This window comes from Agromyces sp. Y575 (genome assembly GCF_059445445.1).
On the sequence record NZ_JCAIUI010000002.1, the window covers coordinates 338,146 to 360,013 of the forward strand.

20 protein-coding genes and 1 tRNA gene are annotated in these 21,868 nt (G+C 69.3%); 6 read left to right on the forward strand and 15 right to left on the reverse strand.

The window, feature by feature from the left end; translation table 11 throughout:
- Window positions 1–333 precede the first annotated feature (333 nt).
- On the reverse strand, window positions 334–1,437 hold the full coding sequence (locus AC1C2U_RS07705) for a M23 family metallopeptidase (protein WP_495361157.1): 1,104 nt from the start codon (window positions 1,435–1,437) through the stop codon (window positions 334–336).
- Between the two features lie 322 nt (window positions 1,438–1,759).
- On the opposite strand from AC1C2U_RS07705, the gene AC1C2U_RS07710 reads away from it, so the two are divergent.
- The gene (locus tag AC1C2U_RS07710) at window positions 1,760–2,182 is read left to right on the forward strand and encodes a hypothetical protein (RefSeq protein WP_495361158.1); all 423 of its coding nucleotides are present in this window, start codon (window positions 1,760–1,762) and stop codon (window positions 2,180–2,182) included.
- 403 nt (window positions 2,183–2,585) lie between these two features.
- On the opposite strand, the gene AC1C2U_RS07715 is transcribed toward AC1C2U_RS07710, so the two are convergent.
- From AC1C2U_RS07715 to AC1C2U_RS07730, 4 genes are all read right to left on the reverse strand, one after another.
- Window positions 2,586–3,455, reverse strand: a complete 870-nt coding sequence (locus AC1C2U_RS07715; protein WP_495361159.1) for an inositol monophosphatase family protein — start codon at window positions 3,453–3,455, stop codon at window positions 2,586–2,588.
- Between the two features lie 96 nt (window positions 3,456–3,551).
- Window positions 3,552–3,636, reverse strand: a tRNA-Tyr gene (locus AC1C2U_RS07720).
- A gap of 172 nt (window positions 3,637–3,808) precedes the next feature.
- Window positions 3,809–4,462, reverse strand: coding sequence for a PH domain-containing protein (locus AC1C2U_RS07725; protein ID WP_495361160.1), 654 nt, complete (start codon window positions 4,460–4,462; stop codon window positions 3,809–3,811).
- Window positions 4,463–4,466: 4 nt separating this feature from the next.
- Window positions 4,467–4,631 carry a hypothetical protein gene (locus AC1C2U_RS07730; protein ID WP_022891221.1) on the reverse strand — a complete coding sequence of 55 codons (165 nt, stop codon included), beginning with the start codon at window positions 4,629–4,631 and terminating at the stop codon, window positions 4,467–4,469.
- Window positions 4,632–4,888: 257 nt separating this feature from the next.
- On the opposite strand from AC1C2U_RS07730, the gene AC1C2U_RS07735 reads away from it, so the two are divergent.
- A complete protein-coding gene (locus AC1C2U_RS07735; RefSeq protein WP_495361161.1) occupies window positions 4,889–5,908 on the forward strand; it encodes a LacI family DNA-binding transcriptional regulator in 1,020 nt (339 codons plus the stop codon).
- 72 nt (window positions 5,909–5,980) lie between these two features.
- Complete coding sequence (locus AC1C2U_RS07740; RefSeq protein ID WP_495361162.1) at window positions 5,981–6,469, forward strand: YajQ family cyclic di-GMP-binding protein; 489 nt, start codon at window positions 5,981–5,983, stop codon at window positions 6,467–6,469.
- Window positions 6,470–6,562: 93 nt separating this feature from the next.
- Here AC1C2U_RS07740 and AC1C2U_RS07745 read toward each other — a convergent pair whose 3' ends face one another.
- From AC1C2U_RS07745 to AC1C2U_RS07770, 6 genes are all read right to left on the reverse strand, one after another.
- Window positions 6,563–7,540: a type IV toxin-antitoxin system AbiEi family antitoxin domain-containing protein gene (locus tag AC1C2U_RS07745; RefSeq protein ID WP_495361163.1), complete on the reverse strand. Its 978-nt coding sequence runs from the start codon at window positions 7,538–7,540 to the stop codon at window positions 6,563–6,565.
- 346 nt (window positions 7,541–7,886) lie between these two features.
- Window positions 7,887–8,933: an alpha/beta hydrolase gene (locus tag AC1C2U_RS07750; protein ID WP_495361164.1), complete on the reverse strand. Its 1,047-nt coding sequence runs from the start codon at window positions 8,931–8,933 to the stop codon at window positions 7,887–7,889.
- A 91-nt stretch (window positions 8,934–9,024) separates the two neighbouring features.
- Complete coding sequence (locus AC1C2U_RS07755; protein WP_495361165.1) at window positions 9,025–9,681, reverse strand: prepilin peptidase; 657 nt, start codon at window positions 9,679–9,681, stop codon at window positions 9,025–9,027.
- A gap of 258 nt (window positions 9,682–9,939) precedes the next feature.
- On the reverse strand, window positions 9,940–11,358 hold the full coding sequence (locus AC1C2U_RS07760; RefSeq protein WP_495361166.1) for an FAD-dependent oxidoreductase: 1,419 nt from the start codon (window positions 11,356–11,358) through the stop codon (window positions 9,940–9,942).
- Window positions 11,359–11,366: 8 nt separating this feature from the next.
- On the reverse strand, window positions 11,367–12,491 hold the full coding sequence (locus tag AC1C2U_RS07765; RefSeq protein ID WP_495361167.1) for a polyprenyl synthetase family protein: 1,125 nt from the start codon (window positions 12,489–12,491) through the stop codon (window positions 11,367–11,369).
- 99 nt (window positions 12,492–12,590) lie between these two features.
- A complete protein-coding gene (locus tag AC1C2U_RS07770; RefSeq protein ID WP_495361168.1) occupies window positions 12,591–13,322 on the reverse strand; it encodes a class I SAM-dependent methyltransferase in 732 nt (243 codons plus the stop codon).
- Between the two features lie 466 nt (window positions 13,323–13,788).
- Between AC1C2U_RS07770 and AC1C2U_RS07775 the strand changes: the two genes are divergently transcribed.
- Complete coding sequence (locus AC1C2U_RS07775) at window positions 13,789–15,087, forward strand: isochorismate synthase (RefSeq protein WP_495361169.1); 1,299 nt, start codon at window positions 13,789–13,791, stop codon at window positions 15,085–15,087.
- A 96-nt stretch (window positions 15,088–15,183) separates the two neighbouring features.
- On the opposite strand, the gene AC1C2U_RS07780 is transcribed toward AC1C2U_RS07775, so the two are convergent.
- From AC1C2U_RS07780 to AC1C2U_RS07790, 3 genes are all read right to left on the reverse strand, one after another.
- Window positions 15,184–16,038 carry a PPK2 family polyphosphate kinase gene (locus AC1C2U_RS07780; RefSeq protein ID WP_495361170.1) on the reverse strand — a complete coding sequence of 285 codons (855 nt, stop codon included), beginning with the start codon at window positions 16,036–16,038 and terminating at the stop codon, window positions 15,184–15,186.
- Window positions 16,039–16,230: 192 nt separating this feature from the next.
- Window positions 16,231–18,156: a 2-succinyl-5-enolpyruvyl-6-hydroxy-3-cyclohexene-1-carboxylic-acid synthase gene (menD, locus tag AC1C2U_RS07785; protein WP_495361171.1), complete on the reverse strand. Its 1,926-nt coding sequence runs from the start codon at window positions 18,154–18,156 to the stop codon at window positions 16,231–16,233.
- Window positions 18,149–18,592, reverse strand: a complete 444-nt coding sequence (locus tag AC1C2U_RS07790) for a PLD nuclease N-terminal domain-containing protein (RefSeq protein WP_495361172.1) — start codon at window positions 18,590–18,592, stop codon at window positions 18,149–18,151. Before AC1C2U_RS07790 ends, menD begins: the two co-directional genes overlap by 8 nt.
- A gap of 73 nt (window positions 18,593–18,665) precedes the next feature.
- Between AC1C2U_RS07790 and AC1C2U_RS07795 the strand changes: the two genes are divergently transcribed.
- Window positions 18,666–18,941, forward strand: coding sequence for a DUF4229 domain-containing protein (locus tag AC1C2U_RS07795; protein WP_495361173.1), 276 nt, complete (start codon window positions 18,666–18,668; stop codon window positions 18,939–18,941).
- Window positions 18,942–19,043: 102 nt separating this feature from the next.
- Here AC1C2U_RS07795 and AC1C2U_RS07800 read toward each other — a convergent pair whose 3' ends face one another.
- Window positions 19,044–20,060: a 1,4-dihydroxy-2-naphthoate polyprenyltransferase gene (locus AC1C2U_RS07800; protein WP_495361960.1), complete on the reverse strand. Its 1,017-nt coding sequence runs from the start codon at window positions 20,058–20,060 to the stop codon at window positions 19,044–19,046.
- A gap of 150 nt (window positions 20,061–20,210) precedes the next feature.
- Here AC1C2U_RS07800 and qcrB point away from each other — a divergent pair, with 150 nt between their 5' ends.
- The gene (gene qcrB / locus AC1C2U_RS07805) at window positions 20,211–21,863 is read left to right on the forward strand and encodes a cytochrome bc1 complex cytochrome b subunit (protein ID WP_495361174.1); all 1,653 of its coding nucleotides are present in this window, start codon (window positions 20,211–20,213) and stop codon (window positions 21,861–21,863) included.
- The last annotated feature ends 5 nt before the right edge of the window (window positions 21,864–21,868 follow it).

Here is a 21,868-nt window from a genome sequence, read left to right on the forward strand (position 1 = left end):
TCGGCGGGATCTGCACACATCTCCTCGCCGGCCTGCACTTCACGTGCGGGCGCGCCAGCACGCCGGCACGCCCGCACGCACGCACGCCGAACCGGACCACGCTTCCGAATTCAGGCTGAGTCGCTGATCAGACGAGGCGAATTCATACGGTCGTTGCAACGCTGAGAGGTGTTGCATGGGCGGCCGAGGAGCCGACGAGTGACGAGCCAACCGGGCGAACGAACGCGCCGGCGAACGAACGCGCCGGCGAACGGACAGCCGGCGAATGCACCAGCGAACCGGCACAACAGCGGGAAAGCCGGCCGCCCTGACGACTCTCGACCGCGCCGGGCGTCAGTTGGTGTTCGCGTAGAGCCATTCGAGCGAGTCGACCTTGACGCCGCTGATGCCGCCGAGGCGGATCTCGAAGTGCAGGTGCGGCCCGGTCGACATGCCGGTGTCACCGGTCGTGCCGATGACGTCGCCGACGTTCACGGTGTCGCCGGTCTCGAACTGGCGCGAGCCGTACTGCATGTGCGCGTAGACGCTCGTGACGACGTCTCCGTCGATCACGTGATCGATCATCATGACCACGCCGAGGGATCCGCCTGCGTCGGTCGCGTTCGAGACTGTGCCGTCGGCGATGGCCTGGATCTCGGCCCCGAGCCCGGGGTTGAAGTCCTGGCCGCCATGGTCACTCGAACAGCCGGCGCAGTCGCGGTAGCCGAATCGGTCGCCGATGTGCACGCCCACGGCGAACGGCCACTGGATGGTGCCGGCCGGGTTGTTCGTGAAGGTCGCCTCAGCCCGGATGCCAGCTGCTCGGGCGTACTCGTCGATCGTCTGCGTCTCGTAGCCTTCGCGATCGATCGTCTGTGCAAGCGTGCCGCCCGTGATCTCGATCTGTTGGCCGGGCTCGGTGCCGATGGTCGTCTGTTCGAGCGCCATGGCCTGCACCTCGGCCGGTGAGAGCAACGAGAGCGCGGGTACGGATGTCGCGACGGCGAGCATTGCGACGAATCCCATCGCCGCGAACGCGCTGACCATTCGGCCCACGCGAGTCCCACGCTTCACACGGCTCCGGGGGGCAGGACGCGGCGGCGCGCTCGGCGCAGGAGCCCGTCGCGCCGAGCCTCGAGTGTCTGCACCCGCGGGAGTCGTCGCCCCGCCGGTCGTGCGGCGTGGGCGATGGTCAGCGGAGACCGGCACGGTGGTCGTCGGCTGCCACGGAGTGCCGTGTTCGCGTTGATCTGCCGCCGTCATCGCGGATTCGTCGTGACCGGATGGCAACACCGGCTCATCGAAGCGTGCGGAGGGCGTAGCAGGCGCCGGCACGGGCAATCCGTCGAAGCGCACTGCGGCGGCTACTGCCGGGGCAGCTCCCATGGCCTCACCGAGCGGGGCCCGCGCACCTGCCGCCGCCGCGATCACGGCGGCGAAGTCGTCGACTGCTGACACGCCATCACGTTCGGGAGCGGCAACCGGAGCGCTTCGGCGAGGGCCGGCTGCCGCGGCTTTGGCCGCCTTGCGCGCGGCCCGCGACGGCTTCGGCGCACGAGAGCCCGTGTCGTGACGACGGTCGTCGCGGCGCGCGCCGCCGCCGTGCGTCGCGTCGGGCTCGTCGTCGCCGAGTCCGGCGAAGAGCGCGTCGAACCCACCCGCTGCGGTCGCACGGGGCCCGGAAACGTCGAAGGCCGAGTTCCTGTCGACGGGGCGGTCGACCGGCTCGGCCTGAGGTGTCGGGACGGAAGCGGAGGGTGCTGCGAGGGCGGATGGTGAGGTGGGGACGGGATCCGTCGAGCGGCGAGGGCGAAGCGAGGCGGGTTCCCGTGCGACCGAGACTGGATTCTCCGGCCAAGTTGGCGTCACCCCGACCGGCGGATCCACCGGACTCGGCTGCCAGGAGACATCCGTCACCGCGACCGGCGGATCCACCGGACTCGGCTGCCAGGAGACATCCGTCACCCCGACCGGCGGATCCACCGGACTCGGCTGCCAGGATGCATCCGTCGCCCCGACCGGCGGATCCACCGGGCTCGGCTGCCAGGATGCATCCGCAGGCGCAACCGAGGCGGGATGCCACTGGGCACCAGTCGCAACCGGGGTCGCAGCAGAGCTGGCAGCCGAAGGCGTCGAGCCCGCGACCGCCGCCGACGGTGCAGCACCGCCCCCAAGGCCGAACAACTCGTCGAAGCTCGGTTGATTCACCGGCGCCAGGAACTCCTGCGCAGAACCCGCAGGATTCGCCGCAGCCGCCTCGCGTTCACGCAGTTCACGTCGAGTCAGGGGTCGCTCGGGCAGCGACGGTGCTTGGGTGCCTGGCGATGAACCGTCGGGCACGAGGGGGGACTCGAGCACGTAGGGGGGACTCTCGGCGTCGGTGAGTGAACAGGGATGTTGGGGAGGTGCTCATCCCGGCATCAAGCCGAGATAACGGATTGGTAAAGACTAGCCTTTCTCGGCAATGCGCGCCACGTGGAATGGAGATCGTCGGATGCCTCGGCACTCGAGGGCCGCGACATCCGTGTGAACCCGGGATCGACCCTCGACCGAGCGCTGCGGCGTGTCGCCACGGAGCACCCGCCGCTCGCGGCACATCCGACACATCACGCCTGCAGGCCGGCCCTACGGAGCGTCGCTGCGAGTTCGACATAGAGGCCGGGAGCGGCAGCGAGCACGAGCTCCACTGTCGCGGCCCCACCCTCCGGGCCGCCGACGCGGGCGCCGGCTTCTCGGGCGATCAGCGCGCCGGCCGCGTGATCCCACGGGTTCAGGCCGCGTTCGTAGTACGCGTCGAGGCGGCCGGCGGCGACGGCGCAGAGGTCGAGGGCGGCGGAGCCGGCACGACGGATGTCCCGTACTTCCGGCAGCACGGTCGACAGCACCGCGGCCTGTGCACGCCGGCTCTCGGCCGAGTACGAGAAGCCGGTGCCGACGAGGGCGAGACCCAGCGGGACATCCGCGTTCACCTGGAGCTCGCGCGTGCCGAGTCGCGCCCCGCCCCCGGCGCTCGCCTCGAACACCTCGTCGGTGACGGGGTTGACGACGACGGCGGCGAGTGCGGTCCACGTGCCGGGCTCGGGCGGTCCGTCGACGACGGCGATGCTGATCGACCAGGCCGGGATGTCGTAGAGGAAGTTCACCGTGCCGTCGATCGGGTCGACGACCCAGTTGATGCCGCTCGTGCCGATGTGGCCGGCGTCTTCTTCGCCGAGGATTCCGTCGTCGGGCCGAGCTTCGAGGATGAGTCGGCGGATGAGTGCTTCGGTGTCACGATCGACCGCGGTGACGACGTCGACGGGCGAGGATTTCGTGGCGGCGACGCTCACGCCCCCGCGCCGCTCTTCGAGCGCGAACTCCGCCGCCTGCACGGCGATGCGTCGGGCGAGGTCGAGCAGTGCAGCGGATGCCTCGACATCCGGTGCCCCGTCGGTGGTCGTCGCTTCGTGGGCACCGGCAGACTCGAGTTCACTCATGCCTTCACGCTAGCCCGCTCGGCGTCGTCTCGCCGCGAGGCATCCGTCACCCGCGCCGGCTGGAACCACGAAAGCCCCGGCGAACCGGGGCTTCACTGGTGGCGAGTGAGGGATTCGAACCCCCGAATGCTGAGCAGTCTGATTTACAGTCAGATCCCTTTGGCCGCTTGGGTAACTCGCCATCGCGCCCGGCCACGTTCTGCACACAACCGGGAGCCTGTCAAGGATACCCGGAGGGGGCCGGTGCGAGAAATCGGCGCTCAGCCCGCCGTCGCGCCGCCCTCCGCGAGGCATCCGACGACCTGAAATTCACGAAGCGGATGCCGCTGCGCCTCAGTTCGACGCGCGCCACCTCAGTTCGACGCGCGCCACCAGGGCATTTCGGCGGTGTCGTTCTGGTCGCTCGGCGGGGTGGTGTCGTAGAGATCTGGCTGCGGCGCAGGGTCGTAGCGGCGCTCTCGCGGAGCATGGTCATGCTGCTCGTCGCGGTCCATGGGGCGAGCGGGGCCCCGCAGGCCGGAGCGCTGGATGACCCGCTGGATCGTCGCCCCGCGCTGGTTGGGGGAACCGACGAACCGGATCTCCCGGAGACCCTGGTCTTGCGCCGCCGACTCGAAGACGAAGTGCCCGTAGCCGAAGACGCGGCCGATGAGCGGGGTGTGCACCGAGATGTCGAGGATTCGCGAGATCGGCATGGTGGCGATGCGCTGCGACAGGATGCCGTGCACGCGGAACACCCGCATATTGGTGATCACGAAGCGGTCCATTCGGGCCTGCAGAATGCGCCACAGCCCGTGAACGACGAGGAAGAGCGCGAGGAAGAGCGGGAACCAGTAGAACTGCTGCGGCACCCAGGCCAAGAGAATCAGCGCCGGCACCGCGGCGAGCACCTCGAGGATCGCGCCGGCGATCGCGGCCCAGTGCTTGCGCACCTCGTCGACGACCACCTCTCCCTCGTCGGCGATGAGGTGCCGTTCGACGTGAGGATCGAAGCCGAACACGCTCACGACCTCACGTGGCGAGCGAGGTGAAGAACCTGCCCACTGCTTCGGAGGCCGAGACGACCGCGCCGAACGCGCCCTGCACGACGTTCGCGGCGTCTTCCGGCCGACTGATCATGTAGAAGAGGGCGAAGATCACGACCAACGCCACTGCGATGCCTTTGAGCCACTTCACGGGCGTATTCCCTTCGAGACGGCGAGTGCGGGCAAGCCGCTACCCCCGTGAGCCGGCCCCGACAGGCATTTCTACCGCACCCTGTGGGCAGAGGCAACGCGCCACGCGGTACATGGGCGAGCCCGGCGCCAGGACCGCACGGGGCCGGGCGGTAGGATTCCTCTGACTCGGCGAGGCCGGGGACCTGACTCGGCGAGGCCGGGGACCTGACTCGGCGAGGCCGGGAACCGACTCGGCGAGGCCGGGAATGAGGAGCCATGGCCGGCATCGAAGAGGTCGCGAGACTCGCGGGCGTGTCCACCGCGACGGTGTCGCGCGCGCTCAGCGGCCGCGGTCACGTCTCCCCCACGTCGAAGGCGAAGGTCGAAGAGGCAGCCGCGCGACTCGGCTACGTCGTCTCGTCGAATGCGTCGAGCCTCGCGTCGGGGCGCACCCGAAACATCGGTGTCGTCATCCCGTTCCTGAACCGTTGGTTCTTCTCCTCAGTGCTCGAGGGCGCGCAGCAGTCGCTTCTCCGCAGCGGCTACGACCTCACGCTGTACAACCTCTCGGGCGACGGGCAGGAGCGTTCGAGCGTCTTCGAGCACTTCCTGCTTCGCCAGCGTGTCGACGCGGTGATCGCCGTCTCGCTCGAACTCACCGAACGCGAAGTCACGCGACTGCACGAGCTCGGCAAGCCGCTCGTCGGCGTCGGCGGCCCCATCCCCGGCGTGCGCACGCTCACGATCGACGACGTCGCGGTCGCCCGGCTCGCGACCGAGCACCTCATCGGGCTCGGTCACACCCGCATCGCGCACATCGGCGGCGACCTCGAATTCGACATGGACTTCCACCTGCCCACCAATCGCCGCATCGGCTACGAGGCGGCGCTCCGCGACGCGGGCATCGACGTCGACCCGCGCCTCTTCTCACCCGCCGACTTCACCATCCGCGGCGGCTACCACGCCGCCAAGCAGATCCTCGGGGCCCCCCACGGCCGGCCAACGGCGATCTTCGCCGCCTCCGACGAGATGGCCATGGGCTCCCTGCTCGCCGCGCGCGACCTCGGGCTCGTCGTGCCCCGTGACGTCTCCATCGCCGGCATCGACGACCACGACCTCTCCGACTTCTTCGGCCTCACGACGGTCGCGCAGTTCCCGCGAGTGCAGGGCGAGATGGCGGTCGAGATCCTGATGGACGAGCTCGAACCGAGCACGACGGATGCCGCGACGCCCACCGCGACCCCGTTGCCGTACGAGTTGCGCGTGCGCTCCTCGACGGCCCGCCCGCCGGCCTGACTCGCCGCCGACACCCGGGTCGAACCCGCAAGCCCCTGCTCGCGGCATCCGCTCATCGCTAAACTGGCGCGCATGGCAGATGCAACGTTCGACATCGTTTCCAAGGTCGACCAGATGGAGGCCGACAACGCCCTCCACCAGGCGCAGAAGGAGGTCGCGCAGCGCTACGACTTCAAGAACATCGGCGCGTCGATCGAGCAGTCCGGCGAGAAGGTGCTGATCAAGGCCAACAGTGAAGAGCGTGCGAAGGCGATCCTCGAGGTGTACGAGGCGAAGCTCATCAAGCGAGGCATCTCCCTGCGCTCGCTCGATGCAGGCGAGCCATTCGCTTCGGGCAAGGAGTTCCGCATCGAGACGACCATGAAGGCCGGCATCGACTCCGAGAACGCGAAGAAGGTGTCGAAGATCATCCGCGACGAGGCGCCGAAGAGCGTGAAGAGCCAGATCCAGGGCGACGAGATCCGCGTCACGTCGAAGAGCCGCGACGACCTGCAGGCCACGATGGCGCTGCTCAAGGGCAAAGATCTCGACGTCGCGCTGCAGTTCGTGAACTTCCGCTGACGCTCGCGCTTGATGCTCGCGCTTCGTGCGACGGTTTGCGGCGCTGCGGTCGCTCGCGGCGCGTCCTCTCGGGCGTGAACCGTCGTCGGAACGTCAGAGCAGACGGATCGAGGGGCGCACGATCGGGAGTCCAGCCGCACCGAGGCGTGCCCGCACGGGGGCGCGTTGCCGCATCTCGTGCCAGTCCCATCGGTCGAAGCCGCGCAACTGTCTACGAATGGCATTCTCGCGGTCCTTCTCGACGATGACCGTCTGGGCGGATGCCGCGACATCCCCGCTCCCGAGGTACTTTCCGCGCCCGTCCGCCTCGGCACCGATGCCGAACTCCGCCCAGTAGAAGTCGAGGAACGCCGCCCGTCCGATATCGGGCAACCAGAGTCGATGCTGGAGCTCCGGCTCGGGGAACCCCCATTCCTCGATGACCAGACGGCTGCACGTCTCGAGCGGCGTATCCGACAGCGGGCGTGCGCGCTCGAGCACCGCTCGGACCTTCCGAATGCCCGTATAGCGACCCATCCGCTCGTGTTCAGTCCGTAGACGTTCGATCGTGGTCTTCGGCGGGTGGGTTGCGGGGCGCGTCGTTCGAATCGCCGCGTCGACCGCTGTCAGCGCCGCTCCGAGCGGGGCGTCGCGCGCGAGCTGAATGAGGGACGCCTCGACTGAGGTGGTGACGCATCCGTCGATGAGCTCCGTTTCAGCGTCGTGGTGCCGCGCGATCGCCGTGAGTCCGTTGCGACGATGGCCGTGCCGATCAGGCGAGAGCACGAAGATGGTGTGCGGCCACGCACCGTAGATCGGAAGACCGTGCAACGCCACAGCCGAGTACGAGGCGAAGATCGGCGCGTTCATCGTCTGGGCTGCGGCGCGAACCTGCTGACGATAGGTCACTGCTCGTCGCTCGGCGTTGCTCATCGCGGGGTCGGGCTCGGACCGGACCACGTAGACGCCCCGCCTCACCCGTTCGATCTCGTCGGCGGAGAGGGCTCGATCGAGACTCGATTTACGGCCTGCCGCGCGGGCGTCGCGGGCGAGTATGAACCCGTTCTCGTTGACGATCAGTCCATGGGGCATCCGTCGATCATGCTGCGGCGGAGCCGGCTCGAAGTTCGCAGGCACGCTCCCGTGGAGAGTTCCGCACGCACCGCCCTGTGGAGGCCGAGTCCTCTTTCCCCCTCTCCCTCCCCCGCACCCCTCCCCCTCCCACTTCGCTTCCGACGACGTTTTGCGCCGCTGCGGTTGCACGGGATGTGTCCTCTCACGCGCAAACCATCGTCGGAGGCGGGGCGCGTCAGCGCGCGCGGGCGGGCGAGAGTGCGAGCGGGCGAGCGGGCGAGCGGGCGAGAGTGCGTGCGCGCGGGCGAGAGTGCGAGGAGAGAGTGCGTAGGAGCGGGCGGTGCGTGGGCGCGGGCGGGGCGCGTCAGCGCGCGCGGGGCGGGGCGTAGCCGCGCAGCCACCGCGTGATCGCCGCGTAGGCCGCGGCTCGCACGGGGCCGCGGGACAGGAACACGTCGTGCAGGGCGCCGTCGATGCGCGACACTGCACCCGTCTGCCCGAGACGGAGGGTACGCTCGGCGATCTCGTCGACGACGAGCACGATGTCGCTCGAGGCCATCGCAGGTTCCCATCGCGCCGCAAGCGTCGATCGCTTCGACAACACCGTGAGCACGGGGGCGCCGACGTCGATGCGGGCGGCGACGGTGGCGTGACCGGCGAGCACGGCAGTCAGCCACGCCGGATGCGTCGTGAACCCCCGATCAGGCCGCCAGTCGTGGTTGTACGACCACTCGCCGTCCTGCTCCTTCGCGACCGTGCGCGTGTAGAACCCGAGGTCGACGTTCGGCAGCGGAGCGAGCGGGTTGACCTTCGCGCCCCAGCCGATCACCGGCGCGAGCGCCTCCCGCCCCACCTTGCTCGCCTGGAACTCCAGCCACGGGCTGTTGAGCACCAGGGCGGCGGCGCGACCACGATGCCGGGCGGCCCAGAGGCTGAGCGTGAGGCCGCCCGTCGAGTGACCGAGCAGGATCAGCGGCCGGGCGGTGCTGCGAGTCGCCGCGGCATCCGCCGACTCCGAGCCATCCGTCGCCCCATGGCCCATCGCGGTGAGCGCGGCACCGATGTCGGCGTCGTAGTCGGCGAGGTCGGTGATGAAGCCCGGGGTCTGGCCGGGGCGCAGGCTGCGGCCGTACTTGCGCAGATCGAGTGCGAAGAAGCGGGCGCCGGCGTTCGACCAGTATTCGGCGAGTTCGGGGTTGAAGAAGTAGTCGCTCCAGCCGTGCACGTAGAGCACATCGGCTCCGGATGCCGCGCCTCGCGTCAGCCGTGGGCGCCACGACGGCCGGTGCCGCACGAGGGTGGCCACGACCTCGCCCTCACTGTCGTGTCCGAGCGGGAGGGTGAGCTGTTCGAACTGCTCGCCGAGCACATCTGGACTCCAGCGTTCGGTGCTCGTCTCGACGATCGCCACGGCGCCTCCCCTCGCTCGTGCTCAGCTTACCGACCCCGATTACTGACCCCGATTCGCGGGGCGCTGAGGCATGCAGCGCCACGCCTCGCGATCACGGGCCGACGAAGAGCACCGCGAGCAGCGCGCCGGCGAGCATCGACGGCCCGAACGGGATCGAACCGCGCAGCGTGACGCGGCGAAGCGCGAGCGCGATGATCGCGACCACGCCCCCGACCAGGAAGGCGGCGAGCAGCCCGAGGAGCCACGCCGAGAGACCGAACCAGCCGAGCAGCACGCCGATCACGAGCGCGAGCTTCACGTCGCCCATGCCCATCGACGATGGCGAGATCAGCGCCAGCAGCAGGTACACGGCGAACATCGCTGCAGCCCCGACCATCGCCCACGCGAGCGACATCCACGTGCCGGCGGCCCACGTCGCCGGGACCAGCAGAATCGCCACGGCAGCGAAGGCCGGAAAGACGACGGCATTCGGCAGGCGCTTCTCGGCGAGATCGACGATCGACAGTACGGTGGCGCACACGGCGAAGGCGAGCAGCGCCGGCAGCGCCCACGACGAACCGAACCTCAGGGCGAGCGCGCCGAAGACGGCGGCGGTCACGACGGCGGCGCTCAGGCGCACCGTCTGCTGCGACATCCGCTCGCTCTGCATCGACCGTCTCGCCCAGTGCGCCAGCGGCCACCAGCCGAGGGCGAAGCCGACGAGGGCCGAGCCGGCCGCCGTCGACACGGTCGACCACTCGAAAGACATGGTGAGCAGCGTACTGGCCGGCGACGGGGCGGCCTCCCGGTTGTCAACAGGGTCGAGGCGCCCGCTGCACGCGACGGGTCTCGATTCGGCCCTGGCGGGCCTACGCGACGGGTCTCGATACGGCCCTGGCGGGCCTACGCGACGGGTCTCGATACGGCCCTGACGGGCCTACGCGACGGGTCTCGATACGGCCCTGACGGGCCTACGCGAACGGGTCTCGATTCGGCCCTGGCGGGCCTACTCGACCAGCGAGGGGCTCTACGCGTCGTCGCGCGAGATGTCGATCATCTCGTCGCGGGGCACGACCTTGATGCGCACGCGGCCCTCGGCCGAACCGAGTTCCTGCTCGCGCTCGTCGAGGCGGTGCCAGCCGTCGAGGTCGGTGTAGCGGATGCCACGAGACTCGAGCATCTCGACGACGGATTCCTCCGACGGCGACTCGGGGGTCCACCAATTGCCGAGATCATTGATGACGTGCTTGATCGTCTCCATCGCGTCGGACTTCGTGTGCCCGATGAGCCCGACCGGCCCGCGCTTGATCCACCCGGTGGCGTAGACGCCGTACATCTGGCGTGCTTCGCCCGACTCCTCGTCGAGGATCAGCACCTGGCCCTCGTGGTTCGGAATGACGCCGAATTTCTTGTCGAAGGGTATGCCGGGCAGCGGCGAGCCGAAGTAGCCGACGGCGCGGTACACGGCCTGCACGGGCAGCTCGCGGATCTCGCCGGTGCCGACGACGCCGCCCTCGCCGTCGGGAGCGGTGCGCTCCCAGCGGATCGCGCCGACCCGGCCGGTGCCATCGTCGACGATCTCGAGCGGCTTCGCGAAGAAGTGCAGGTGCAGGCGGCGGGAGGCCTTTGTGGCATCCGGATCCTGAGTCTGTCGAAGGGCGCGCTGGCGCCACTGGTTCAGCACCTTGTCGATGACGAAGACCTGCTTGTTGCCCGACACCGCTGCGCGAGCCGCGTCGTCGTAGTCGAAGTCCTCGTCGTGGAGGATCATGTCGACGTCGCGCAGCTCGCCGAGTTCACGCAGCTCGAGCGGAGTGAACTTCACCGAGGTCGGGCCGCGACGCCCGAACACGTGCACATCCGTCACCGGCGACGCTGCAAGGCCTGCGGCGACGTTCGACGGAATCTCGGTGGGCATCAGGTCTTCGACGTGCTTCGCGAGGATGCGCGACACGTCGAGTGCGACGTTGCCGTTGCCGATGACGGCGACCTCGCGGGCGCCGAGCGGCCAGGTGCGCGGGAAATCGGGGTGCCCGTCGAACCAGCTCACGAACTCGGCGGCCCCGTACGAACCCTCGAGCTCGGCGCCGGGCACGTTGAGCGAGGCATCCGTCACCGCACCCGTCGCGAAGATGACCGCGTTGTAGTGCTTCTTCAGGTCATCGAGTGTGATGTCTTCACCGAAACGCACATTGCCGAAAATGCGGATATCGCCGCGGTCGAGCACCTCGCGAAGCGCGGTGATGATGCCCTTGATGCGCGGGTGGTCGGGGGCGACGCCGTAGCGCACGAGCCCGTAGGGCGCGGGCAGATGATCGAAGAGGTCGATCGAGACGTCGAAGTTGCGTTCGGCCTTCAGCAGGATGTCCGCGGCGTAGATGCCCGCAGGGCCGGCCCCGACGATCGCCAGTCTCAGCTTGTTCCTCGTCACGTACGTGGTCTCCATCAGCTCCATCAGCTCTCGCGCTCTACGACCGTCTCGGCGAATCGCGTGAGCGCCTTCTTCACGCTGCCCTCGGGCAGCGGCGCCAGGGCCGCAACGGCCTCGCGTGCCCAACGGTGGGCCTCAGCGAGCGTAGCGCGCGTGGCTTCGTGTTGCCGCAATTCGGCGACGATCGCATCGACGGTCGCCCGCGACGGCACGATTCGAGACGCGAGCGTGTTCGTGTCGAGCGGGTCGCCGAGTGCATCGGGGTCGGTTATCGTGACCACGTCGCGCTCGATGCGTTCAAGCAGGGCAGCGGATGTCGCATCGGTCTTCGCCTGCTCGGCGAGCCAGAGCATCGGCAGCGTCACGACGCCGGCACGCAGATCGGTGCCGGGCACCTTGCCGGTCTCTGCGGACTGCGGCGAGAGATCGATGACATCGTCGACGAGCTGGAACGCAACGCCGATCTTCTCGCCGAACTCGATGATCGGAGCCTCGAATCCCAGATCGGCGCCCGAGAAGATGATGCCCGACTGGGCTGCAGCTGCGATGAGCGAACCGGTCTTGTCGGCGAGCACCTGGATGTAGTGCGCGATGGGGTCGTCGCCCGGCTGCGGGCCGACCGTCTCGTGCAGCTGGCCGAGCACGAGTCGCTCGAACGTGGTGGCCTGCATGCGGATGGCTTCCTCGCCGAGCCCGGCCATGAGCTGGCTGGCTCGGGCGAAGAGCAGGTCGCCTGTGAGGATGGCTACCGAGTTGCCCCACACCGCCTGCGCGCTCGGCACACCTCGGCGCCGGTCGGCGTCGTCCATGACGTCGTCGTGGTACAGGCTGGCGAGGTGCGTGATCTCGATCGCCTGCGCCGCGGTGACCACGTCGTCAGTGACGCCCGCGCCGAGCTGCGCGGTCAACAGCGTGAGCATCGGTCGCACGCGCTTGCCGCCCGCTTCGAGCAGGTAGCGCGTCGAGACATCCGCGATCGTGTCGGCGAATCGCACCTCGTCGAGGAGGCCGGCTTCGACACGGTTGAGTCCGTCGTCGATCGCCTTGGCCATGGCCTTGTCGGCGGAGGAGGCGAAGACGCGTTCGCTGAGGCCGAGATTCGCGGCGAGCGATGAGCCTCGACGGGCGACCGGGTGACTCGGTTTCACGTTGCCTAGCCTACCGGGGGTCCGGTGGTCGAGTAGCGCCCGACGAAGGAGGGCGCGTATCGAGACTGGCCAATGGGTCTCGATACGGTGCTGGCGCGCCTACTCGATCCTGCGCTCGACCGGCGACGTGCGTGGCTTCACGGCGCGGTGCAGAGCGACGACGCCGAGGGTGAGGTTGCGCCACGCGACATCCGTGTACCCGGCTTCGCGGATCCAGCCGGCGAGCGTCGCCTGGTCGGGCCACGCGCCGATGGACTCGTTGAGGTAGTCGTATGCCGTGTCGTTCGAGCTCGAGAGCTTCACGAGCGGCGGCATGACGTAACGCTGGTAGATGCCGTAACCGGTGCGCACGAGGCCGGCGGGCGGGGTCGAGAACTCGCAGATCACGAGACGCCCACCGGGCTTCGTCACGCGGAAGAACTCGGCGATGGCCTGTTTCGGCTCGTTGACGTTGCGCAGGCCGAACGAGATCGTCACGGCGTCGAACTCGTCGTCGCCGAAGGGCAGCTTCGTGGCGTCGGCTTCGACGAACACGAGGTTCTGCACGCCGGCCTGCCGCTGACGGCCGACCTCGATCATGCCCGGCGAGAAATCGGCGGCGACGACGGATGCCCCTGACTTCGCGAGGCTCGCACTCGACGTACCGGTGCCCGCCGCGACGTCGAGGATGCGCTGCCCGGGCTTCGGGTCGACCGCACGCGTGGTTGCGACCCGCCACAGCGGCGCGTTGCCCACCGAGAGCACGTTGTTCGTGCGGTCGTAGTTCGCGGCGACGCGATCGAACATCGCCGACACCTGTTCGGGCTGCTTGCCGAGGTCTGCGCGGGTCATCCCTCGATTCTACGGCGGAGCCGCCCGCGCCGTTCGACCCCTCCGCACCCATCGGCAACGTGCCAATCGGTCCACCCGCTCGGCACCCACCCCAACCACCACCACACCCGGCGATCCGCCCCCGCAGTCATCCGCCACCCGCGTGATCCGCGACCCGCGCCATCCCCGACCCGCGCCATCCCGACCCGCGTCATCCTCGGCCCGCGCCAACGGCCACCCCCTTTGCCCCCTGCAGCATCCGCTCACATCCCGCCTGGTGCTCGCTCCGCCTGAGAAGAAGTGAAATCTGGCGTCTGCCAGTTCCGCCTCATCGATGAGGCGGAACTGGCATATCGAAATCCGCAACATGAATCGAAAGCCGCGACGAGCACGACGCCGGCTTCGAATCGAAACCCAGCACGACGCAGTCCGCAGCGATGGTTCACGCGACGGCGAGCGACCCGAAAGCGCGGCGTAGGCTGAGGCGGTGAGTCAGAAGGATGGCGCGGGGCAGGCTGCGAGCGTACGCCTCCGCGTTCGCACGGTGGCGGTCGAGGAGACCGAACCGCTCATCCCACGCGCCGATCCGCGGCATCCGCTCGTCTGGATGCGCCGCGGCGAGGGCATCGTGGGCCTCGGCGAGACGCTGCGTATCGAGACCAGCGGGCCGAGCCGCGTCGAAGACGCAGCCGCGGCATGGACCGAACTCGCCGCACTCGCCGAGATCGACGACCGCGTCGGACTGCCGGGCACCGGGCTCGTCGCCTTCGGCGCGTTCGCGTTCGCCGACGAGTCCGCCTCGACGAGCGTGCTCCTCGTGCCCGAACTCGTGATGGGCCGGCGCGACGGCCGCGCGTGGGTCACGCGCATCACGCTCGACACGGGCGACGACGAGGCAGCGGATGCCGCGGGCTCCGCCGGATCCGCCGAGGTCGCCCTGCCCGAACCCGCGCCGAAACGGCAGGTGCCGCGCGTCGCCTTCGCACCCGGATCCGTGCCGCCCGAGGCATATGAAGCGGCCGTCGCCGAGGCTGTGCGGCGTATCGACGCCGGGGAGTTCGAGAAGGTCGTGCTCGCCCGGCAACTCGTCGGCGAACTCCACGAAGACGCGGGCCTTCGCGCCACGATCAACCGTCTCGCCGAGGACTACCCCGACACCTGGGTCTTCGCCGTCGACGGGCTCATCGGGGCGAGCCCCGAGACGCTCGTGCGCGTCGACCATGGCACCGTCTCGGCGCGGGTGCTCGCCGGCACCACGTCGCGCGGGGCCGGCGAAGCGTCGGATCGCGAACGCGCCGTCGCCCTCACCGCCTCGGAGAAGGACCGCGCCGAGCACGCGCTCGCCGTGCAGAGTGCCGTGCAACGGCTCGCGCCGCACACCGCGCGGCTCGACACGAGCCCCGAGCCCTTCACCCTCCAGTTGCCGAACCTCTGGCACCTCGCGACCGACCTCAAGGGCACGCTCGGCGACGGCTCGAGCTCGCTCGACCTCGTGCAGGCGGTGCATCCGACCGCGGCGGTCGCCGGCACGCCGCGCCGTCTCGCGCTGCCTGTGATCGCCGAACTCGAGGGCTTCGACCGTGGCCGCTACGCCGGCCCCGTGGGGTGGATCGACGGCAACGGCGACGGCGAGTGGGCGATCGCACTGCGGTGCGCCCAGGTCGACCCCGACGGTACGGTCACCGCATATGCCGGCTGCGGCATAGTGCACGACTCGGTGCCGACCGACGAACTCGCCGAGACGGTCATGAAGTTCCGGCCGATCGTCGAGGCCTTCGGCGGCTGAGCTCGACGCTCGACGCGGTCACGATCCTCGCCGACCTCGTCGCGCTCATGGACGGCCTCAAAGTGCAGTGGCTCCTCGATCAACTCGCGGCGAGGATCAACTCGCGGCGAGCCGCGCCTGCTGCTCTGCCACGTCGTAGTCGGCCTTCGGCCACTCGAGATGCATCGCCTCGAGCGCATCGATCAACAAGTGCTGCACGGCCAGCCGCGCGTACCACTTGCGGTCGGCGGGAATGACGAACCACGGGGCATCCGCTGCCGCCGTACGCTCGAAGACGAGCTGGTACGCCTCGGCGTAATTCTCCCAGAGGAGTCGTTCGTCGACGTCGCCGGGGTTGAACTTCCAGTGCTTCTCTGGGCGGACGAGTCGCTCGGTCAGGCGGGCCTTCTGCTCGTCGCGCGAGATGTGCAGCATGACCTTGATGATCGTCGTCCCCGCCGCTGCGAGCTCGGCCTCGAACTCGTTGATCGCCCCGTACCGCCGCTCGATCTCGGCGGGCGGTGCGAGCTCGCGCACCCGGCCGATGAGCACGTCTTCGTAATGCGAGCGGTCGAACACGCCGATCATTCCGGCGCCCGGCACCTGCTTGTGGATGCGCCACAGGAAGTCGTGCTCGAGCTCTTCAGCGGTCGGCTTCTTGAATGCGGCGAACTGCACGCCTTGCGGGTCGACCGCGCCCATCACGTGCTTCACGATGCCGCCCTTGCCCGCCGTGTCCATCGCCTGCAGCACCAGCAGGATGCGCCGCTCATCTCCCAAGCGGCTCATCGCGAAGAGCTGCTCCTGCAGCTCGGCGAGGATCTCGGCACCCTCGGCGAGCGCCGCCTGTCCAGCCTCCTTGTCGCCGTCGAAGCCCGGGTGCGCGTGCGAATCGGTCTTCGACAACTCGAACCCCGCACCCACCCGCAGCAGCTCGGCGGGGTCTGCGGTCCAGTATGACTCGCGGCTCATGTCACGCTCCCTCGCGCGACGCGGCGTCGCACAGGTTCCATCCTGCCGAGCGAACGGATGCCGCGGCAAGTGCCGACAGCCGCCACGACGCCGATTCGGAGCCGCGCCGGGCAGCGTGGCGGGGCCGGCCTGGCCGGGCGGAACCGGGCCAGGCGGAGCCGGGTCGGGTGGAACCGGGCCGACGAAAGCGCCTCAGCGCGGCAGCGGCACCTCGAGGATCGACGGCCCCTCGATGCGGGTGCCGAGCGCTTCGTCGAGCTCGCCGCGCGTGGTCGCCCGAACGTAGGCCCAGCCGTAGGCTGCGGCGAGGGCTGCCAGATCGACGCTCTGCGGTGTGAACTGCACCCGGTCGAACGCTTCGGCGGGGGCGGATGCCGCGACCTCGAGTGAGTCGAAGATCGAACCGCCGCCGTCATTGCCGACGATCAGCTGCACTCGGGGCCGTGATTCGCCTTCGCCGATGAGCATCGAGCCGACGTCGTGCAGCAGCGTCAGATCACCGATGATCGCGCGAGTGACCCCCGCCCGGGCAGCATGGGCGACCCCCGGCGAGGGCGCCGCGACATCCGCCGCCCTACCGGTCGCATCTGGAAGCGCTGACTGACTCGCGATCGCGATGCCCACCGCGGTTGCGACGGTGCCGTCGATGCCGGCGAGCCCTCGGTTGGCATGCACCCGGATGCGGCGCCCCGGCACTACTCGATCGGCGTCGCGAATCAGGCGGGACGCTCCGAACACCAGCCGGTCGTGCGGCCAGGTCGCCGACCAGACGGCTTCGACCAGCATGCGCCGCGTGATGGGCGCACGCACGGCGGCGAGCTGCGCCTTCATGTACTCCCGCTGAGCCTCGAAGTCCGAGACGTGCCCGGTCTCGTCGATGCCGCTGCGCTGCGCCGGCGCAGTGGGCAGGCCCGACTCGACGAGGATACGGCTCGCGTGCACCCAGCGACCGACCCAGGCGCGCTCCTCCACCGTCGGCGGGTGCGGCTCCGCGCGAACGGCACGCTCGAACCGTGCGACCCGACGTCCGGGGTTGAACCACTCGATGCCCCACGGCGCGACGTCGATCGTCTCGACGCCCTCTCGCTGCACGAGCGCCACCACCTCCCGCGCGAGCGTCGGATGCCCGAAGACGACGACCCGTTCGATCTCATTGCCGAATCCGGGCTCGCGCAGCAGCTCGCGGTAGGCGACGACGAGGTTGGGCCCGAAATGGGCGCCACTCGTCACCTCGGCGAGCAGCGGCCAACCGCCATCGCGGGCGAAACGCTCGGCAACCGGCCCGGCACCCGCCCCGGCGACGACGACCGTTCGCGGCCCAGACGCGATGAGCGCGACAGGGGTCACACCGTCCCCTGAGCTCGTCGAAGGGAGCCCGACACTCGCGGGGCGGTTCACCTCGACAGGCTCAGCGAACGGGTCACGCTCAGCGAACAGGTCACGCTCGGCGAACGGGTCGCGCTCAGCGAACGGGTCGCGCTCAGCGAACGTCGGCACCGAATCGGCCGGGATGGCGGCCGACAACGGCTCGCGCAACTGCAGGTTCAGGTGCACCGGTCCCGGGCCGGGATGGGGCACCGGCCAGCCGTCGGCATCGCGCCCGAGCGCGGCTGCGACGGCCTCGCGAGCGAGGTGTGCGGCGGCATCCGCTTCACCCGCCGCACCCTCTGGCGGCGCGACGTCGCGCTCGAGACGCACCGCACCGGCGAATATGCCCGGCTGCATCGTGGTCTGGTTCGAACGGATGCCGCGGAGCTCTGCCGGCCGATCGGCGGACAGCACGATCAGTGGCACCCCCGAATGGTGCGCCTCGAGCACGGCCGGGTGCAGGTTCGCGACTGCCGTGCCCGACGTCGTGATGACCGCGACCGGCCGCCCCGACTCGACGGCGAGGCCGAGCGCGAGAAACGCTGCACCGCGCTCGTCGATGCGCACGTGCAGGCGCACCGCTCCGACGCGTTCGAGTTCAGCGGCAGCAAGAGCGAGCGCCTGGGAGCGAGACCCCGGAGCGACGACGAGATCGACGACGCCCGCGCGCACGAACGCCGCGAGCAATGCCAGCGAAGCGACGCTCGCTGGACTGCTGCCGGGCGTTCGGTGGGGCGTCGGCTCAGCCATTCGGGCGGCCGGACGGACCGGCCTCGCCCGGCGTCTCAGGGGAGTCGGGTCGTTTGCGGTCGGTGCCGCGCGAGCCGCCTGTCTCACCGTCGTCGTTCGCGCCATTCTCGGCGCCGGAGTCGAAGTCGGCGAGCTCCTGCTCGAGCCGCCGGATCCGCTCATCTTGCGCGGCATCGCTGCCCAGCTGACGAAGGAAGTCGGCATCGTCGTCGGGGGCGACGGTGCGTGCCCGCCCGCCGGGCAGTCGCTCGGCGCGACCACGACCGATGATGAACCAGAGCAGGGCGCCGATGATCGGCACGAAGAGGATGATGACGATCCACCAGCCGCGTCGGAGACCACGAACACGCGTTCGGTCGAAGAACGCGCAGTCGGCGACGGCGTAGATCGTGAAGATCACGGCGGCGACGCCGAGTCCGAAGAGCAGCCGGGCCATGACCTCAGTCTAGGCGCGCCAGCGCGCGCCGCGGCTGTGAGTGCGCCCAGCCGCGGCGACCTACACTGTGAGGGTGAAGTCCGTGCCCGTCTGGATCTGGTACACCGTGCTGCGGGTGCTGTTGTTCGCCGTTCCGCTCGCGGTGCTGCTCATTGCCGAGGTCGAACCGTGGATCTCGGCTGCGATCGCCGCGGTCTTCGGTCTCAGCGCGTCGCTGCTCTTCCTGCGCCGGCCGCGTGAGTCGATGTCGAGCGATCTCTACGCCGCGCGCCATCGCGAAACGCCGCTCGTGAACGAAGACGACGAAGCCGAAGACGCAGGCGTCGAGCGGCGCCCGCCCGCCGAATAGCCCCGCCATCCGCTGGGAGAGTAGGCCCGCCAGTGCCGTATCAAGACCCGGCACCAGGTCTCGATACGCTCGCTGACGCTTGCTACTCGACCAACGGAAGCTTCAGAGCGCGACCGCCAGCCCGAGCCCGACTCCGTACACGAGGGCTGTGAGGCTTGTGAGCTGCAGCGCGATGATGAGTTCGCGCGGTGTCTTCGCCGTGAGCACGATCGCACATGCAGGCAGCGCCGCGAGCAGGGCGAACATCACGAGCCACGCCGTCGGGTAGAGCAACGCGAAGAACGCGACGATGGCGAACGGCACGAGCATGAAGACCACGAACAGGATGCGCCCGGCGAGCGGCCCGACGAGCACCGCGAGGGTGCGCTTGCCGGCGATCTTGTCTTGCGTGACGTCGCGCAGGTTGTTGGCCATGAGCACGGCGCAGGCGAGGAGTCCGACGCCGACGCCGCCGAGCCACGCCTCGAAGTTCACCATGAGCGCCTGCACGTAGGCGGACCCTGCTGTGGCGACGATGCCGAAGAAGACGAACACGAAGAGCTCGCCGAGCCCGTAGTAGCCGTAGGGGTGCTTGCCCCCGGTGTAGAACCAGGCGGCGACGATCGCGACCGCGCCGACGGCGAGCATCCACCACTGCCCGGTCACGACCGTGAGGGCGAGCCCGGCAATCGCGGCGAGCGCGAAGAAGCTCACGGCGACGGCGAGCACCTGCTTGGGCTTCGCAACCCCCGAGCCCGTGAGTCGCGCCGGGCCCACCCGGTGCTCGTCGGTTCCGCGCACACCGTCGGAGTAGTCGTTGGCGTAGTTCACTCCGATCTGCAGGGCGAGGGCGACGACGAGGGCGAGCAACGCCCTGGCGACGTGCCACGGCCCGTCGGGGATCGCGACGATACCGGCGCCGGTGCCGAGGGCGACTGGCGCGATGGCGAGCGGCAGGGTGCGGAGCCGTGCACCCGATACCCAGTCGGCGGCCGACGCGCGCTCAGGAGCGCGCTTCGACTTCGCCGCACCCTTCGACTGGGCGTTGCCGTTCGATTTGGCGTTGCCGTTCGATTCGGCGTCGCCACGGCGTCGATCGCGCGCGGCCTCCCGCTTCGCGATCTCGTCGCCGGGGTTCATCTTCTGGGGTTTCGGGCGCGCCACGGAGTCAATGCTAGTTCGCCGGGCCCGCCGGCTCGATCCGGGAGCGCACATCCGATTCACAGGCATGGGATGTCACAAACTGGGCCGCGACGGGGTCCTGTTATTGAAAGCCCATTGGAGGTTCGCATGCACCAGACCCTGACCGCCGGCCGGCCGCGTCGGTCGCCGATCACCGACCGCCTCTCGCTCCATCTTCGGACGCGTACAGCGCTCGGCCGTCGACTCTCGACGATGACCGTCGAGTTGCGCGGTCGAGCGGTTCCGCTCCACTGGACCAGCCTGTTCGGGGTGGTCTCGCTTGCGAGCGCGGCCGTGCTCTTCCTGACGGGACTCGTGCTGATGTTCTTCTACACGCCATCGAGTGAGCTGGTGCGGTACGACGGCGCGTTCATCCCGCTGCACGGTGCGGAGGTGTCGAAGGCGTTCGCATCGACGATGCACGTCTCACTCGAAGTACGAGGCGGGCTGCTCCTGCGGCAGGCTCACCACTGGGCGGCTCTCCTGCTGCCGGTGTCCCTGTCGGTGCAGCTCCTGGCGATGTTCTTCACGGGCGCGTTCCGGAGGCCACGGCAGGCGAGCTGGGTGATGCTGTTCCTGCTGTTCATCGTCGCGCTGCTCGGCGGCTGGAGCGGCTACGCGCTCCCGGACGACATGCTTTCGGGCACGGGCCTTCGCATCGTCGAGGGCATCGTCCTCGGCATTCCGTTCGTCGGAAGCCAGCTGGCGATGCTGATCTTCGGCGGGGAGTTTCCCGGCCGGATCATCGAGAACCTGTACCCGATCCACGTTGCGGTGGTGCCGGTACTCATGGTCGTGCTCATCGCCGCGCGGGTCCGCTCGTCGTACGTGCACAAACCGCCGCAGTTCGCCGGCCCTGGACGAACCCCGGACAATGTGGTGGGCATCCCGATGCTGCCGAACGCGGCAGCCCGCGCTGCTGGACTGTTCTTCATCGTCAGCGGAATCCTCGTGCTCATCGCCGCCACGGTCACGATCAATCCCATCTGGCTGTTCGGTCCGGCGTCGCCCGGTGATGCGTCGGCGGGCAGTCAGCCCGACTGGTACACGGGCTTCCTCGATGGCGCGCTCCGTCTCGTCCCGCGGGGCTGGGAGATCGTCTGGCTCGATCGCACCTGGACCCTCGCCGTCCTGGTTCCGCTTGCCGTCATCGGCGTGTTCCTCGGCACGGCGGCGCTCTTCCCGTTCCTCGAGTCGTGGATCACCGGCGACCGGCGCGAGCACCACATCCTCGACCGGCCGCGAAATGCCGCGACTCGCACCTCGATCGGAGTCGCAGGGGTCACGTTCTACGGCGTCCTCTGGGGTGCGGCGAGCGCGGATCTGGTGGCCACCCACTTCTCACTCAGCATCGAAGGCATCATCCTGACCCTGCAGATCGCCCTCCTCGCCGCGCCCATCATCGCCTTCTCCATCACCCGACGCGTCTGCATCGCCCTCCAGAAGAAGGACTTGGAGATCGCGCTCCACGGGTACGAGACGGGCCGCATCGTTCGATTGCCGTCGGGCGAGTACGTCGAAGTGCATGAGCAGGTCGACGTCTACGACCGGTGGCGATTGGTCGCCCACCACTCGACCGCGCAGGCAATCCCTTCACCTTTCGCAGGCGGGCCTCCGACCCTCCGCCGCCGGACCCGTGCTGCAATCGCTCGTTGGTTCCTCGAGGAGCGCATCGTGCTGCCTGAACGGGAGTCGCCGCCGCAGGGTCAGGCGGAACAGGCGGAGCTCGTCGGGAGCGGCACGCGAGACCGGCACACGTGATTCAC